The organism is Kitasatospora sp. NPDC087314 (assembly GCF_044744365.1).
Classification (GTDB): Bacteria; Actinomycetota; Actinomycetes; order Streptomycetales; family Streptomycetaceae; genus Kitasatospora.
This window is the reverse complement of the sequence record NZ_JBIUYE010000011.1, coordinates 224,038-238,627: the sequence shown is the minus strand read 5'-3', so window position 1 is coordinate 238,627 and position 14,590 is coordinate 224,038. Positions and strand designations below refer to the sequence as shown.

At 71.1% G+C, this 14,590-nt stretch carries 14 protein-coding genes and 1 pseudogene; 9 read left to right on the top strand and 6 right to left on the bottom strand.

What is annotated here, in order from left to right; translation table 11 throughout:
- Nucleotides 1-46: 46 nt before the first annotated feature.
- Complete coding sequence (locus ACIO5E_RS24685; RefSeq protein WP_400671557.1) at nucleotides 47-949, top strand: LysR family transcriptional regulator; 903 nt, start codon at nucleotides 47-49, stop codon at nucleotides 947-949.
- 69 nt (nucleotides 950-1,018) lie between these two features.
- Here the strand turns inward: ACIO5E_RS24685 and ACIO5E_RS24680 are convergent.
- A pseudogene (locus ACIO5E_RS24680) lies at nucleotides 1,019-1,207 on the bottom strand (IS630 family transposase); the annotation flags it as partial.
- 227 nt (nucleotides 1,208-1,434) lie between these two features.
- Here ACIO5E_RS24680 and ACIO5E_RS24675 point away from each other — a divergent pair.
- On the top strand, nucleotides 1,435-1,761 hold the full coding sequence (locus tag ACIO5E_RS24675) for a GIY-YIG nuclease family protein (RefSeq protein WP_400671554.1): 327 nt from the start codon (nucleotides 1,435-1,437) through the stop codon (nucleotides 1,759-1,761).
- On the opposite strand, the gene ACIO5E_RS24670 is transcribed toward ACIO5E_RS24675, so the two are convergent.
- Nucleotides 1,712-1,924, bottom strand: coding sequence for a hypothetical protein (locus tag ACIO5E_RS24670; protein WP_400671551.1), 213 nt, complete (start codon nucleotides 1,922-1,924; stop codon nucleotides 1,712-1,714). The two genes, ACIO5E_RS24675 and ACIO5E_RS24670, sit on opposite strands and share 50 nt — an antisense overlap.
- Before the next feature lie 62 nt (nucleotides 1,925-1,986).
- Here ACIO5E_RS24670 and ACIO5E_RS24665 point away from each other — a divergent pair, with 62 nt between their 5' ends.
- Nucleotides 1,987-2,676: a transposase gene (locus ACIO5E_RS24665; RefSeq protein ID WP_400671548.1), complete on the top strand. Its 690-nt coding sequence runs from the start codon at nucleotides 1,987-1,989 to the stop codon at nucleotides 2,674-2,676.
- A 375-nt stretch (nucleotides 2,677-3,051) separates the two neighbouring features.
- Here ACIO5E_RS24665 and ACIO5E_RS24660 read toward each other — a convergent pair whose 3' ends face one another.
- The 4 genes from ACIO5E_RS24660 to ACIO5E_RS24645 form a co-directional block, all read right to left on the bottom strand.
- Nucleotides 3,052-5,484 carry a hypothetical protein gene (locus tag ACIO5E_RS24660; protein WP_400671545.1) on the bottom strand — a complete coding sequence of 811 codons (2,433 nt, stop codon included), beginning with the start codon at nucleotides 5,482-5,484 and terminating at the stop codon, nucleotides 3,052-3,054.
- A 109-nt stretch (nucleotides 5,485-5,593) separates the two neighbouring features.
- Nucleotides 5,594-6,634: an ABC transporter permease gene (locus ACIO5E_RS24655; protein ID WP_400671542.1), complete on the bottom strand. Its 1,041-nt coding sequence runs from the start codon at nucleotides 6,632-6,634 to the stop codon at nucleotides 5,594-5,596.
- Entirely contained in the window at nucleotides 6,631-8,226 is a 1,596-nt protein-coding gene (locus ACIO5E_RS24650; RefSeq protein WP_400671539.1) for a sugar ABC transporter ATP-binding protein, read from the bottom strand. Before ACIO5E_RS24650 ends, ACIO5E_RS24655 begins: the two co-directional genes overlap by 4 nt.
- Before the next feature lie 5 nt (nucleotides 8,227-8,231).
- Nucleotides 8,232-9,281 (bottom strand): substrate-binding domain-containing protein, encoded by a 1,050-nt coding sequence (locus ACIO5E_RS24645; protein WP_400671536.1) that lies wholly within the window; start codon nucleotides 9,279-9,281, stop codon nucleotides 8,232-8,234.
- Nucleotides 9,282-9,469: 188 nt separating this feature from the next.
- Between ACIO5E_RS24645 and ACIO5E_RS24640 the strand changes: the two genes are divergently transcribed.
- The 6 genes from ACIO5E_RS24640 (at nucleotide 9,470) to ACIO5E_RS24615 (ending at nucleotide 14,588) form a co-directional block, all read left to right on the top strand.
- Nucleotides 9,470-10,237 (top strand): SDR family NAD(P)-dependent oxidoreductase, encoded by a 768-nt coding sequence (locus ACIO5E_RS24640; protein WP_400671533.1) that lies wholly within the window; start codon nucleotides 9,470-9,472, stop codon nucleotides 10,235-10,237.
- Between the two features lie 61 nt (nucleotides 10,238-10,298).
- On the top strand, nucleotides 10,299-11,015 hold the full coding sequence (locus ACIO5E_RS24635; protein ID WP_400671530.1) for a FadR/GntR family transcriptional regulator: 717 nt from the start codon (nucleotides 10,299-10,301) through the stop codon (nucleotides 11,013-11,015).
- Entirely contained in the window at nucleotides 11,012-12,157 is a 1,146-nt protein-coding gene (dgoD, locus tag ACIO5E_RS24630; protein ID WP_400671527.1) for a galactonate dehydratase, read from the top strand. The genes ACIO5E_RS24635 and dgoD overlap by 4 nt, the downstream gene beginning before the upstream one ends.
- On the top strand, nucleotides 12,151-12,984 hold the full coding sequence (locus ACIO5E_RS24625) for a hypothetical protein (protein ID WP_400671524.1): 834 nt from the start codon (nucleotides 12,151-12,153) through the stop codon (nucleotides 12,982-12,984). The genes dgoD and ACIO5E_RS24625 overlap by 7 nt, the downstream gene beginning before the upstream one ends.
- Before the next feature lie 18 nt (nucleotides 12,985-13,002).
- Complete coding sequence (locus ACIO5E_RS24620) at nucleotides 13,003-13,626, top strand: bifunctional 4-hydroxy-2-oxoglutarate aldolase/2-dehydro-3-deoxy-phosphogluconate aldolase (protein ID WP_400671521.1); 624 nt, start codon at nucleotides 13,003-13,005, stop codon at nucleotides 13,624-13,626.
- Nucleotides 13,623-14,588 carry a sugar kinase gene (locus ACIO5E_RS24615; protein WP_400671518.1) on the top strand — a complete coding sequence of 322 codons (966 nt, stop codon included), beginning with the start codon at nucleotides 13,623-13,625 and terminating at the stop codon, nucleotides 14,586-14,588. The genes ACIO5E_RS24620 and ACIO5E_RS24615 overlap by 4 nt, the downstream gene beginning before the upstream one ends.
- Nucleotides 14,589-14,590: the final 2 nt, after the last annotated feature.

Genomic DNA, 14,590 nt, shown 5'->3' with positions numbered 1-14,590 from the left:
CCGTCATGTCCCAGGCGCATGACGGCGCGCGACGTACCCTGGGCGAATGGACCTCGACCTGCGACTCGTGCGCTACTTCACGGTCGTGGCGGACTACGGCAACTTCGGCCGGGCCGCCACCAGGCTCCACCTGGCGCAGCCGTCGCTGAGCCGTCAGATCCAGCGACTGGAGGATCAGCTCGGTGTCCGGCTATTCGACCGCTCGCCGCAAGGCAGCAGCCTCACCGACGCCGGTCAGGCCTTCCTCTCCAGGGCCCGGATACTGCTCCAAGAGGCCGAGCTAGCCGCTCACACGGCCAGAGCCGCCGTCCAGCCCCGTACCATCACCGTCGGCTACTCCGAAGGACTGGTTATCACCGTCTGTGTGCAGGAACTGCGCCGCCGGCACCCTGACGGCCAGGTCCGCACCAGGCACCTCGACTGGCGGGACACACGCGCCCTCGCCGAGGGGCGGGTCGACGCCCTCGTCGCGTACGGGCCCCTGCCCTTGCCCACGGACGGCTTCCGGGTGACCAAACTCCATGAGGAGTCGCGGGTACTGGTCACATCGGCAAGTCATCATCTGGCGAACGAGAAAACCGTCAGCCTGCGGGCTCTGTCGGACGAGGAACTGGTCGCCTGCGTCAGCACTCCGGTCCTCTGGAGCACACCCAAGCCCGTCGGCAACCGCCCGGCACCACCCCCGCCCGCGATCGACGACAGCTTTGAGGACAAGCTGGAACTCATCGCCACCGGCCACTGTGTCGCGATCTTCCCTGCCGGCGATCGACGCGCTGCTGTGCGCGAGGACATCGCCCTGGTGCCCGTCATCGACATCGATCCCTGCGAGGTCGTGCTCGTCACGCGCGCTGACGACCCCAACCCGCTGCTCGGATCGCTGGAAGACGTCGCACGTACAGTGCTCGGCACAGCCTCCCGACGGGAGAACGACGAACTGCCGGTCAACTGAACCCATTGCCTCTGCGAGGTGTTCCAGATGGCTGTCGCCGCGCTGCACAGTCGGCGGGGCTGTCGACCGCTCCCGGTCGGTGCCCTCGTCAGCCTGGACCAGCTGGGCGATCACCGGCACCCGGTTCCCGCCAGCGGAGGCCAGCAGCATCATCGCGCCAAGATGACGCACCGAACTGGTGCTGCCCCGGCGCACGATCTGCTGCAGCTTCTGCCCCTCCTGGTCAGTCAGTCGGCGCACACGGACAGGCTCGTCCACCGCAGCACCTCCAGCAGTCGGATCGGACGTCAGCGCACGTCCAACCGCCACCACGGTCAACCGGCGAACCTATGCGGTCAGAGCACTAGACAAGCTCCGCGCAGTTGGAACGGACCGCGAGTCCGAAGAAGTAGCCGATCCGGTGGGCTTGGTGGAGTGGTTGGCGTTGTGGCGGCTGGGGTCCGTCGCTGAACGGCCCTGGGATTCCGGGCACGGACCAGCTCTACGTGCTGTCGTTCGCCGGGGCGACGAGTTCCTTCGTGAAGGTCGGGCGTACCACCGACTTTGCGGTTCGGCTGCGCACACACCGCGCTAAGGCGGAGCGCGGCGGGTACGTGCTGCTCGATTCCTGGGCCTCCGAGCTGGTCGCCGACGCACACCCCTGGGAGCAGGTGGTGCTCGGAGAACTTCGACGTCGGCACCCGGGCGAGAGCAAGGGCGAGTACTTCTACGGCCTCGACTACGGCGAAGCGCGCAGCGTCGTGGATCAGCAGTGGATTCGGGTCACACCTCGCTCGGTCGGGCTCGCGATGTCTCCACGGCGGCCAGCTTGAGCAGGAACGGCGGGGCGAGGCGGCGCATCGTCTCGTGCCCGTCCGAGTCCGTTGTGGCGAGGACGCTGTTGATGGCGTCGAGGGAGAACACCAGCTCCAACGCCGTCAGTGCCTGCTGGCCTGCGGTGGGGGAGGACTCGGCCAGGCCTTTGACCAGGTACATCCTCCCAACGCCGAAGAACTGCCCGAAGACCCATTCGCGACAGGCCTCGCCCGGCTGCCCGGATGAGATCTCTGCTTCGACAGATGCTGCGCGCCCTGGCCGGGAAGAAGCAGGAGTCTACCGCCGCGATCATCGACTCGCAGTCGGTGAAGGCCGACGCCACCGTCGGTGCGGCCACCCGCGGCTATGACGCCGGGAAGAAAATCAACGGCCGCAAGCGTCACATCGCGGTGGACACCCCGGGCCTACTGCTGACCGTGCTGGTTACCGCCGCTTCGGTCAACAACGACGCCGGCCGCGATCTCCTCGAACAACTGCGCGCCGAACACCACCGCATCACCCTGCTCTGGGCCGACGGCGACTACACCGGCTGGCTGGTCGCCTTCGCCCACGCCGTCCTGGCCCTCACGCTGACCGTCGTCAAGCGCAGCGACGACACCAAGGGGTTCGTAGTGCTTGCGCGTCGCTGGGTCGTGGAGCGCAGTTTCTCCCGGCTGATCCGGGCCCGTCGCCTGGCCCGGGACTACGAGACCCGCATCGACAGCGCCGAAGCGATGGCCTGGTGGGCCGCGAGCATCCCCGCCACCCGCCACCCGCCGCCCGGCCCGCTCCGGTCGACCGGCACCCCGCCGCGTCAAGCGGTCCGCAGCCTGAACAGGCCCGGTCGCCCCTCGGTCAACCAGCCCCGCTCCACCAACCGCTTCGCCCTAAACCGCGCCGCCTGCTCCCTCGCGGGGATCTACTTCAACTAACGGGCGGTGTTGCATCGGATGCAACATTCGACGTGACCGGTACAGGCCGCTGACCTGCTGATTTCCGAGGGGGCCGACTCTGGGTCGGTCCCCTCGCCCGGCACCAGGGCCGGGGCGCGTAACCGGTGCAACGATGTTGCGTTAGATGCAACGTGAGTCGAGCGGTGGATCTCCTCGGTGAAGTGCACCTGGTGCTGACGGCAGGAGTTGCGTTTCTCGATCCTGAGCCTGCCGTTTTCGAAGCGATACTGACCGACTGGGAGGCGGTCCCTCAGCGAGGCTGGCTGGTCGACGGGAGGCGGGCCGGTGGCCCGTCGAGCTCCGAGGAGCGCGACGGGCCACCGAGCCGACCATGCCAGGAGGTGACGGTCCTGCCTAGAGGTGGCCGGCCGCTGCCGGGCTACCGGTCAGTGCCAGGGTGCTGTCCAGTTGCTGCCAGGTCCCGGACGGTCCGGTGCCGATCCGGTACCACTGCCACAGGGTGTTGTCGGTGGCGCGGGCGTAGACGTTGACCCGGGTACCCACCTGCGTCGCGGTCGGCGCACCGGTGACGGCGCGGCCGAGGTCGTACCAGGAGGACGACCAACCGCCTGCGGCGGTCCAGCTGAGCTGGCCGACACTGTTGTTGGGCGCCAGCCCGGCGAACACCTCGATCTGGCCGGGGCCGCCGCTGACCGCTGTCGGTGACGAGGAGAGCGTGCCGCCGTGGCTGGTCCAGCCCGTCCACTCACCGTTGACGTAGCTCTTCTGCCACAGTGCGTTGTCGGTGCCGCGGGCGAAGACGTCGATCCGGTTGAGCGAGGCTACCGCCGTGGGGGCGCCGACGATGGTGGTCGAGTCGGGTGCGTCCAGGTACGCCCAGCTGCTGGTCCAGTTGACGCCGTAGTAGTAGGCCGGAAGGTCGTTCGCGCCGGGCGTCTGCTGGAAGGTCTTCTGGTACACCTTGCCGTCGGTGCCGCGGACGAACACGTCGATGCGGTCACGTCCGAGGCTCGCCGCGGTGGGGCTGGCGGTGATGGCGCCGCCGAGGCTGGTCCAGCTGCCCCAGGCGCCGTTCTTGTAGGTGTTCTGCCACAGCGCGTTGTCCGCGCCCCAGACGAACACGTCGGTGCCGCCCGGGCTGGAGACGACGGCTGGCTGGCCCTGGATCGAGCCGGGGCCGGTGGAGCCGGCGGTGCCCAGCGCCAGGGTCTGCCAGGCCGACCAGGTGCTGCCGTTCCAGGTCTTCTGGCTCACACCCGATGCGGTCGGCACGAGGACCGTCTCCGGCTTCTGCTCGGTGGCGCCGGTGAGCTTGAGCATCACGGACTGGTGGGGGGCCAGGGTGAAGCTCTGCGAGCCGGTCGAGCTGACGGGGCCCAGGCTCGCGCCGGTGTAGAGGTTCTGCACCGAGGCGGTGCCGTTCAGGCCGAGGTTCTGCGTGGTGAACGAGTAGTTCTGCGAGGTGCTGCTGCGGTTCACCAGCAGGACGGCCCGGGTGCCGGAGGCCGCCAGCTGCTTGGACCAGACCTGGACGCTGCCGTTGTCCAGGACCTTCTGCCCCTGGTGGACGGCGCTGTCCTGGTCGACGGCGATCACGGACTCGTTGCCGACGATGGCCGCGGTCGCCGCGCTCAGGTTGGTGGTGTCGGTGGCCAGCACGAGCGGCGCGCCCTGGATGGCCCACATCCCGAAGTAGGACTGCTGCTCGTCCGGGGTGAGACCCCAGAGGGTGCCGGAGGTGCCATGGGTCTGCTGCTGCCCGGTGCTCGGGTTGTCGCCGAAGCCGGGCCCGATCAGCAGGTAGTCCGGGTCGTTGTACTGGCCGGCGGCTTCGTTGCTGGGGTGGTCGTTCAGGTCGAAACTCTCGGAGACCTGATCCCAGTTGATCCACGTCGAGCCGCCGTTGGACGTCGTCCCGTAACCGGCGTTGCCCGTGATGTCGCGCCCGTTCCGCCAGGTGCGGGCCGCCGAACCACCCCACACCCACGGGCCGTCCGGAGCGCCCGAGCCCCACTCGCAGATCTCCAGCGCCAGCGGGTGCGCCACCCCGGTGGAGGTCTTCGCGTTGGCCGTCAGGCCGCCCCAGGCCTTGTAGTCCGCCATGACCGTGCTGTAGCCGGACGGGATGCCGCCGCAGTGGTCTACCTTCACCCAGTCGAAGCCCCAGTCCGCGAACGTGGTCACGTCCTTGGCCTCGTTGCCGCCGCTGCCGTGCTGGCCACCGCAGCCGGTGGCGCCGGTGTCGGTGTACATGCCCGCCTGCATGCCGAGGGCGTGCACGTAGTCGGTGAGGTCCTTCATGGTGTTCAACGCGCGCGCGGGGACGGTGGTGCCGTTGGACAGCGTGACCGCCTTGGTCTGGGCGCCGGTCAGGAAGCCGGGCCTGGGGACCATGACGCCGTTGGCGTCGCGCCCGGTGCCGCTCTGGGTCCACCAGCCGCCGTCGAGGCTGACGTCACGGTAGCCGAGGTCGGCGAGGCTCTTGTGCCGGCCGGAGCCGTTGAGTCCGAGGTTCGCGTTCGGCGTCGCAAGTCCGGCCGCCTGGTCGGCGATGTCCTGTGCGGAGTAGTCGTTGTTGTAGAAGTACCAGGAGTTCCAGCCCATCGGCGGCGTCGTCGCGCCGTTCGCGCCGGGCGGGACCATCGCCTCGGCAGGGGTCGGGGCGCTGACAGCCGTCACTGTCAGTGTTCCGGCGATGATCACCGTGGCGCTCAGCGCTGCGGTGGCGAGGCGCCGCCGGCGCGGGCGGGCGGGCAGTACGGACGAGTGCGCGGAACCGACCGCCGTCGGGTCGGGAAGGCCCGACGGTGCGGAAGCGAGGGACATCGAGAGCTCCTAGATGGGGAGATCACGCGGGGTGGGGGGAGGTGAGCGATGGTGCTGTGGGCCCGCCCTTCGAACGAAGGGCGGGCCGCTTCTGGGGGCGCTTCGGGGGCTACGCGGGCAGGCCGACGGCGCGTTCGCGGGCGCGGCGCTGCTGGATCACGACGGCGGCGACCAGCAGGGCGCCCTGGGCGACGTTCTGCCAGAAGGCGTTGATGCCCTGCACGGTGAGACCGTTCTGGAGAGCTCCCAGCAGAGCGACCGCCAGCAGGGTGCCGCCGACGCCGCCCTTGCCGCCCTTGAGGGCGCAGCCACCGAGGGCGGCGGCGGTGATGGCCTGGAGTTCAAGGCCTTCGCTGCCGGAGACGGGCTGGCCGGAGCCGGTGCGGGCGGTGAGCAGGACGCCGGCGAGGGCGGCGACCATGCCGCTGAGTGCGTAGACGGCGATCAGGTACTTGTTGAGGTTGATGCCGGCCAGGCGGGCGGCGGTGTCGTTGCCGCCGAGGGCGTAGATGTTGCGGCCGATGTCGGTGTACCTGAGCAGGACGTGAACGGCTGCCGCGACGAGCAGCAGCAGCCAGACCATGACCGGCAGGCCGGCGATCTTGCCCCGGCTCAGGAAGACGAACAGGCTGTCGTTGAGCACGTAGCCCTGCGCCGAGCCGTTGGAGATGAGCTGTGCGACGCCCTTGTAGGCCGCCAGGCCGGCGAGGGTGGCGATGGTCGGGTTGACCCGGCCGTAGATGATGACGACACCGTTGAAGATGCCGATCCCGGCGCCGATGGCGACGGCGGCGCCGATCCCGAGGAGGGAGTTGGAGCCGGTCGAGGTGAAGACCATGGCGCTGGTGACGGACGCGAGGCCGGCCTGGGAGCCGACGGAGATGTCGAGGCCGCCGCAGATGATCACGACGGTCTGGACGACCGCGAGCAGGCCGGAGATGGTGGAGGCCTCGGCGATGACCTGGATGTTGTCCCAGCTCAGGTAGTTGGGGTTGAGCCACCCGAACACGGCGAGCACCAGGGCCATGGCGCCGATCAGGCCCAGGTTCTGGCCGCCCGCCCGGGCCAGCAGGTTGCGGGCGTCGGTGGCCGGCGTCGGCCGGCCGCCGCTCTGGTCGGGCTCTCGGTCGACGGAGAGGGCAGTCGTCATCGGGTTCCTCCGGGGGCCGGGTCGGTTCCGGTGCGAGGTGCCGTGGCGGTCTCGTGCGGAAGGTCGGGGGTGAGGTCGTCGGCCATGGCGAGGGCGAGGATGGCCTCTTCGGTGGCCTCGGTGTGGTCGAGCCGGCCGGTGATGCGGCCGTTCTGCATGACGAGGATGCGGTCGGCCAGGCCGAGGACCTCGGGGAGTTCGGAGGAGATCACCAGGATCGCGGTGCCCTCGCGGGCGAGGTCGGCGATGATCCGGTAGATCTCGGCCTTCGCGCCGATGTCCACGCCGCGGGTCGGTTCGTCCAGGATCAGCAGGGCGGGCTTGCGGGCGAGCCAGCGGGCCAGGACGACCTTCTGCTGGTTGCCGCCGGACAGGGTGCGGACCTCCGCCTCGATGGAGGGGGCGCGCACCCGCAGGCGGTCCGCGTACTCCTGGGCGAGGGCCTTCTCCTGCGTCCGGTTGACGAACCGCCAGCGGCGCAGCCTGCCGAGGCTGACGAGCGAGGTGTTGTCGCGGATGGTGCGCTGGAGGAACAGGGCCTGGGCCTTGCGCTCCTCCGGAGCGAGGCCGATCCCGGCGCGGATCGCGTCGGCCGGGCCGCGCAGGCGGATGCGGTCGCCATCGATTCGGACGGTTCCGGATCGTAGGGGGAGGTCGCCGGCCAGGGCGAGGGCGAGTTCGGAGCGGCCGGCGCCGATGAGGCCGGCCAGGGCGACCACCTCGCCGGCGCGGACCTGGAGGTTGATGTCGTGCACGTCATTGGTGCTGAGGCCGTCGACCTCCAGCACCACGCGGTCACCGGCCACGTGCTGGCGCGCGAAGAGGCTGGACAGGTCACGGCCGACCATGAGGCGCACGAGTTCGCCCTCGCTGGTGGTCCTGGCGTCGACGGTGCCTGCGACGGTGCCGTCGCGCAGGACGGCGATCCGGTCGGCGAGCCGGAAGATCTCCTTCATGCGGTGGGAGACGTAGATGACGGCGATGCCCGCGTCGCGCAGCCGGCCGATGAGGGCGAACAGGGCGTCGACCTCGTGGTCGGAGAGCGAGGAGGTGGGCTCATCGAAGGCGATGGCCCGTGGCGCGGTGTCGCCGGTCAGGGCCCGCATGATCTCGACCAACTGCCTTTGGGCCGCAGTGAGTTCGGAGCCGAGAAGGTCGGGGCCGAGGACCTTGTCGAAGCCGAGGCGTTCGAGGTCGGAGGTGATCCGGCGGCGCAGTTCGGCCCGGTCGAGCCGTCGGCCCGTGCGTCGCGGTAGGGAGCCGGCGTAGACGTTCTCGGCGACGGAGACGTGCGGGATGATCTCCGGTTCCTGCGGGATGATCCGGATGCCGGCGCGCCTCGCGTCGGTCGGCGAGTCGAGGTCGAGGACCTGGCCGTCCAGCCTGATCCGGCCCTCGGTGGGCTGGTGGTCACCGGTGAGGATGCGCAGAAGGGTGGACTTTCCGGCGCCGTTCTCGCCCATGAGGGCGGTCACCTGACCGGGGGGGAAGTACAGGGTGACGTCTCGCAGGGCCTGGACGGGGCCGAACCGCTTGGTGATCGATTCGGCCGCCAGCCCGGGCCCAGCCGTTGCGGTGCTGGGGGTGTTCATCCGGCTCAGCTGCACTTCGCGCCGGCGGACTGCCAGGTGGAGGCGTCGACCATCGTGGTCGGGGCGAACGCCTCGGCGGGCATCGGCTTGCCGTTCTTGAGGTTGTCGTACATGGTCTGCACGGCGAGGGCGCCGATGTCGCTGCCGTTGATGAACAGCGAGGCCTTCATGCCCGACGGTGCGCCCGGGCCCCAGTCCTTGCAGGCGAGGTAGGCGCCGAGGCCGACGCCGATGATGTTGTCGGGGCCGACGCCCGCGTTCTGCAGGGCCGTCACGCCGCCCTGCACGTTCTCGTCGTTGCAGCCCCAGACCACCCAGTGCTTGACGCCCGGGTTGGCGGTGATGGTCGCCGCGACCTTGTCCTGCGCACCGGTCGGGGTGTTGTCGGTGGCCACGTCGATGTTCTGCACGCTCGCGCCGGCGCCGCTGTTGAAGGCGTCCTTGGCGGCCTTCACGCGGTCGCCGCAGACGGTGACGTCCTGCTTCGAGGCGGAGATGACGCGGGTGTCGGCGGCGTTCCAGCCGGCCTTCTTGAAGTCCTCGGCGGCGCGCTTGCCGACCTCGGCGCCCATCTGCTGGCCGGAGAAGCCGATCCGCGGGACCAGGTTGGCCTTGTCGCAGTTGGCCGGGGTGGGGCTGTTGGTGCAGACCTGGTCGTCGGAGGTGAGCAGGGCCACCTTGGCGTCCCGCGCGGTCTGCACCACCTGCGGACCCACCGCGGGGTCGGGAACCACGACGATCAGGCCGTTGGTCTTCTGCGCGATCGCGGACTGGACCTCGCCGACCGTCTTGTTCGCGTCGTTGCCCAGGTTGACCACCTTCAGGTCGATGCCGAGTTCGGCGGCCTTGGCCTTGGCACCGTTGGCCTCGTCGATGAAGTACTGCTGGTCGCCCTGCTTCTGCAGGTAGGTGAGGGAGACCTTCCCGGTGACCGGAGCGACCGAGGCGGGGCCGGCGCCGCTCGACGAGGTCTGACCGGTCGAACAGGCCGTCAGACCAAGGACGACAGCCGCGCCCAGGACGGCGGCCGCACCACGGGTGCGCGTAGTGATCATTTCGAGCTCCTACCAGGGTGGGGGTGTTCAGGAAGCCGACTGGCCTTACGGGTGTGTGGTCCGGGAGCTGCGGCGGCTTCCGCCTCGCGCTGCCTGCTTGCCTGTCGTCCTGGGCTCGAATCCTGGGACCGGGCGACCAGGACTGTCAAGATATTTGCATAATTAATCAGAAGCGCTACGGTGGCGCCGTGACTGAGCAGACCTGTCGAAGATTCCAGGGCCGTGTCGCCCTGATCACCGGTGCCGCCAGCGGCATCGGCGCCGCCACCGCGCGGCGGCTGGCCGCCGAGGGCGCGGCCGTCATCGCCGTCGACATCGCCGACCCGGCCGGCCGGGCCGTGGTCGAGGCCATCACCGCCGAGGGCGGCCAGGCCGAGTACCGGCACGGCGACGTGACCCGCGCCGCGGTGTGGGACGAGCTGGCCGCGCACGTGCGCAGCCGCTACGGACGGCTGGACGTGCTACACAGCAACGCCTACGCCGTGGTGGTCAAACCCGCCCACGAGCTGACCGAAGTCGAGTGGGACACCCAGCTCGCGGTCACCCTCAAGGCGACCTGGCTGGCGATCCGCGCCTTCGCCGGGACCCTGCGGGACAGCGAGGGCTCGGTGGTGCTCACCTCCTCGGTGCACGCGCTGGTCGGCCTGCCGGGGCACCCCGCGTACGCCGCCGCCAAGGGCGCCCTGTGCGCGATGGGCCGTCAACTCGCCGTCGAGTACGGCCCGCAGGTGCGGGTCAACACCATCGTGCCCGGGCCGATCATGACTGCGGCCTGGGACCGGGTGGACGAGGCCGGGCGGGCCGACAGCGTTGCCGAGACGGTCGCCAAGCGCTTCGGCCGGCCCGAGGAGGTGGCGGCGGCCGTGGCCTTCCTCGCCTCCTCGGACGCCTCCTACGTCACCGGTGCGAACCTGGTGGTGGACGGCGGCTGGTCCGTCGTCAAAGCATCGTCGTGAACACTCACCTGATCGGCGCGCGGGCCACCGGCCCGCGCAGAACAACGGAAGGGGGACCGCCGTGAACAACCCGGTACGAGGCCTGCACAGGCAAGCCGTCGAGGTCATCGGCGAGCAGATCGTCCGCGGCACGTACGCCCCGGGCGACTCGCTCCACCCCGACCGGATCGAGCAGGAACTCGGCGTCAGCAAGACCGTCGTGCGTGAGGCACTACGGGTCCTGGCGTCCAAGGGACTGATCGACTCCCGCCAGAAGCGCGGCACCTTCGTGCGACCGCGCTCCGACTGGAACCTGCTGGACAGCGACCTACTGCGCTGGCAGGGCCGGGGCATCCCCGACGAGGCCTTCCTCGACAACCTCGGCGAGGTCCGCGGCATCGTCGAACCGGCCGGGGCGCGGCTGGCCGCCGAACGCCGCGACGAGGCCGACCTCGCCGCGCTGGAGGACGCCCTCGACCTGATGGCCGCCGCTGGCAGCGACGCCCACGCCGCGGTCGAGGCCGACCTCGCCTTCCACCGCGCGCTGCTGGCCGCCGCCCACAACGAACTCCTCACCCGCATGGAGGTCGTGATCGAGGCCGGCCTGCGGGTGCGCGACCACATCGTGCACGGCGCCGACCACAGCGCCGACGCCGTCCCCGCCCACCGGGCCGTCCTGGACGCCGTCCGCGCCCGGGACGCCGAAGCGGCCGCCCGCGCCGTCGAGGAACTGCTCGCCCAGGCAGCCGCCGACCTCCACCAGCTGACCGTCGACGCCGAACGGGGAGAGACCGGATGAAGATCACATCACTGGAGACATTCCTGGTCGCTCCGCGCTGGCTGTTCCTGCGCATCGCCACCGACGAGGGGATCACCGGCTGGGGCGAACCCGTCGTGGAGGGCCGCGCCGAGACCGTCCAGGCCGCCGTCCACGAACTCGCCGACTACCTCGTCGGACAGGACCCGCTGCGCATCGAGCACCACTGGCAGATCCTCACCAAGGGCGGCTTCTACCGCGGCGGCCCGGTGCTCTCCAGCGCGGTCGCCGGCATCGACCAGGCCCTGTGGGACATCGCCGGCAAGACCCACGGCGTCCCCGTCCACCAACTGCTCGGCGGCCACGTCCGCGACCGGGTGCGAGTGTACGCCTGGATCGGCGGCGACAGCCCGGCCCATGTCGCCGAACTCGCCCAGGCCCAGATCGACGCCGGCTTCACCGCCGTCAAGATGAACGGCTCAGCGCAGTTGCGCCCCATCGACACCCCCGCCCAGACCCGGGCCGTCATCGACCGCGTCGCTGCCGTGCGCGAGGTCCTCGGCGACGAGCGCGACGTGGCGATCGACTTCCACGGCCGGATGTCCACCGCCATGTCCCGGCGGGTGCTGCCCCTGCTGGAACCCCTGCACCCGCTGTTCGTCGAGGAGCCCGTCCTCCCCGAACACTCCCGCGACCTGCGCCGCCTGGTGGACTCGACGTCCGTTCCACTGGCTGCGGGCGAACGGCTCTACTCCCGCTCGGACTTCCGCGACGTGCTCGCCACCGGCATCGCCGTCGCCCAGCCCGACCCGTCGCACGCCGGCGGCATCTCCGAGGTCCGGCGCATCGCGGCCCTGGCCGAGGTCCACGACGTCGCGATGGCCCCGCACTGCCCGCTCGGCCCGATCGCCCTCGCCGCCAGCCTCCAACTCGCTTTCTCCATACCGAACTTCCTTATCCAGGAACAGAGCCTCGGGATCCACTACAACCGCGGCAACGACCTGCTGGACTACCTGCTGGACCCCGAGCCGTTCCGCTTCACCGACGGCCACGCCGCCCGGCCCACCGGCCCCGGCCTGGGCATCGAGATCGACGAGGCCGCCGTGCGCCGCGCCGCCGAGACCGGACACCGCTGGCGTAACCCCGTCTGGCACCACACTGACGGGTCCTTCGCGGAATGGTGACCGACCTGCCCATCACCATCCGCACCGACCTGGCCCACGGCGGCCGGTGGACCTCGCTGCGAGCCGGCGAACGCGACTGGCTCTGGCACCGCCCCGACCCGGCCCGCGCCACCGTCCGCCCCGGGGACGCCTTCATCGACGCCGGCGGCCTGGAGGAGTGCATCCCGACCGTGCGCGGCACCCCCGACCACGGCGACGCCTGGTCCCGGCCCTGGCAACGCGACGGCGACGCAGACACCCTGGACTGCCCCGACTTCGTCCTGAGCCGACGCATCGACAGCGGACCGGTGGTGCTGCGCATCGACTACGAGCTGCACGCCGACCCGGGCTACCGGTTCCTGTGGGCAGCCCACGCCCTGCTCGACGTCACCCCGGACGCCCGGCTGGCCGCACCCGACGCCACGCCGACCCGGCTCTTCCCCGAGGCGGCCGAGCTGCTGGCCCAGCCCTGGCCGGACGGCGCCCACCACCTCACCGGACCGTGGCCGGCGCCGCGCGGCCTGCGCCTGGACCGGCTCGGCCCCGACGACGGCACCGCGGTCGGCGCGATCCTCACCGACTGCGCGAGCGTGACGGTCACCGACGGCCCCGACACGCTCACCTTCTCCCTGCACGCCGACGCCGACGTCCCGGTCTCCGTCGCCCTCTGGCGCAACCTGCGCGGCTTCCCCGCGTCGGCCCCCTATCGCAGCATCGGGGTCGAGCCGATGCTCGGCTCCGTCTTCGACCTCGCCGAGGCCGGGCCGGGAGACGCCGCACAGGTGCCGCCCGGCGGGGTGCTGCGCTGGCACCTCGACATCACCGCGACCAGCACCCGCACCGACTGACCGACAAGGGCCTCCCCCATGCACCTGACCGAACTGCCGTACCGGACCCTGGCCATCGTGCGCGGCACCAACCGCGACGCGGCGCTGCGCACCGTGCTCGTCCTCGCCGAAGAGGGCATCACCGCCGCCGAAGTGTCGCTGACGACCCCCGACGCACTGTGGGTGATCGAGCAGGCCCGCCGCGAACTCGGCCCGCACGCCACGCTCGGCGCCGGCACCGTGCTGACCGGCGAGGACGCCGCCCGCGCCGCCGACGCCGGCGCGAGCTTCCTCGTCACTCCCGGCCTCGGCGACGACCTGCGCCGCACCACTTCGGAACTGCCCTTGCTGATCGGCGCGCTGACGCCAAGCGAGGTGATCGCCGCGAAGGAGAACGGAGCGCTCGCCGTCAAGCTCTTCCCTGCCTCCCTGGGCGGCCCCGGCTACCTGAAGGCCCTTCGGGACCCCTTCCCCGGCGTGCCGTTCGTCCCCGTCGGCGGTGTTGACGCCGCCCTGGCGCTCACCTACCTCGCGGCCGGCGCGGTCGCCGTGGGCGTCGGCTCACCGCTGGTCGGCGACGCCGCCAGCGGCGGAGACCTGAACGCCCTTCGTGCGCGCGCCGCCGGCTGGCGCACCGCCCTGACCGAGGAGATAGCGGCATGACCGGCTCGCCACCGCTCGAAGTCGTCACCATCGGCGAGACCATGGCCGCCCTACGGGCCACCGGCCCGGTCAGGCTCGGCGCCCCGATGCAGCTCTCCATCGCCGGCGCCGAGGCCAACGTCGCCATCGGCCTGGCCAGGCTCGGACACCGCACCGGCTGGGTCGGACGGGTCGGCGACGACGAGTTCGGCGCGCTCGTCCTGCGCACACTGCGCGCGGAGCAGGTCGACGTCAGCCACGTTCGGTTCGACACCGAGGGCCGGCCCACCGGTCTGTTGGCCCGCGAGGACCGCATCGCTGATCTGGTCAGCGTCACCTACTACCGCTCGGGATCGGCCGGCTCGGCCCTCCGGTCCTCGGACGTCCTGCCCGCCCTGAGCCCCGGTGTTCGCATCCTGCACCTGACCGGGATCACCCCCGCCCTGAGTTCCGAGGCGGCCGAAGCCGTCCACGCGGCGGCCGCCAGGGCCGGCGAACTCGGCATCACCGTCTGCCTCGACGTCAACTACCGTGCCCGCCTGTGGTCGCCGGCCGAGGCCCGCGACGCCCTGCTCCCACTGGCCCGGCTCGCCGACGTACTGGTCGCCTCCGCCGACGAACTGCACCTGGTCTCCGAGGACCCGGACCTGCCCGAGGGCGACGCGATCGACGCGCTGCTCGCCCAGGGGCGCGGAGAGGTGGTGATCACCCGCGGCGGCGACGGCGCGAGCGCCAGCACCGCCCAGGGCACCGTCAGCATGCCCGCACGCCGGGTCCCCGTCGTCGATGTCGTCGGCGCCGGCGACGCGTTCGTCGCGGGCTACCTCTCCGGCCTGCTCGACGGACTCGACGTCGAACGCCGCCTCCACCGGGCCACCACCACCGGCGCCTTCGCCGTCACCTCGCGCGGCGACTGGGAGGGCCTGCCCACCCGACGGGACCTCACGCTCCTCGACCAGCCCGCCGGCACCACCCTGCGCTAGCC

What these genes read in the sequence shown, in the direction of transcription:
- ACIO5E_RS24685 (WP_400671557.1), top strand. Translation starts at nt 47, where the DNA reads ATGGACCTCGACCTGCGACTCGTGCGCTACTTCACGGTCGTGGCGGAC.
- ACIO5E_RS24670 (WP_400671551.1), bottom strand. Translation starts at nt 1,924, where the DNA reads ATGTACCTGGTCAAAGGCCTGGCCGAGTCCTCCCCCACCGCAGGCCAG.
- ACIO5E_RS24665 (WP_400671548.1), top strand. Translation starts at nt 1,987, where the DNA reads ATGAGATCTCTGCTTCGACAGATGCTGCGCGCCCTGGCCGGGAAGAAG.
- ACIO5E_RS24660 (WP_400671545.1), bottom strand. Translation starts at nt 5,484, where the DNA reads ATGTCCCTCGCTTCCGCACCGTCGGGCCTTCCCGACCCGACGGCGGTC.
- ACIO5E_RS24655 (WP_400671542.1), bottom strand. Translation starts at nt 6,634, where the DNA reads ATGACGACTGCCCTCTCCGTCGACCGAGAGCCCGACCAGAGCGGCGGC.
- ACIO5E_RS24650 (WP_400671539.1), bottom strand. Translation starts at nt 8,226, where the DNA reads ATGAACACCCCCAGCACCGCAACGGCTGGGCCCGGGCTGGCGGCCGAA.
- ACIO5E_RS24645 (WP_400671536.1), bottom strand. Translation starts at nt 9,281, where the DNA reads ATGATCACTACGCGCACCCGTGGTGCGGCCGCCGTCCTGGGCGCGGCT.
- dgoD (WP_400671527.1), top strand. Translation starts at nt 11,012, where the DNA reads ATGAAGATCACATCACTGGAGACATTCCTGGTCGCTCCGCGCTGGCTG.
- ACIO5E_RS24625 (WP_400671524.1), top strand. Translation starts at nt 12,151, where the DNA reads ATGGTGACCGACCTGCCCATCACCATCCGCACCGACCTGGCCCACGGC.
- ACIO5E_RS24620 (WP_400671521.1), top strand. Translation starts at nt 13,003, where the DNA reads ATGCACCTGACCGAACTGCCGTACCGGACCCTGGCCATCGTGCGCGGC.
- ACIO5E_RS24615 (WP_400671518.1), top strand. Translation starts at nt 13,623, where the DNA reads ATGACCGGCTCGCCACCGCTCGAAGTCGTCACCATCGGCGAGACCATG.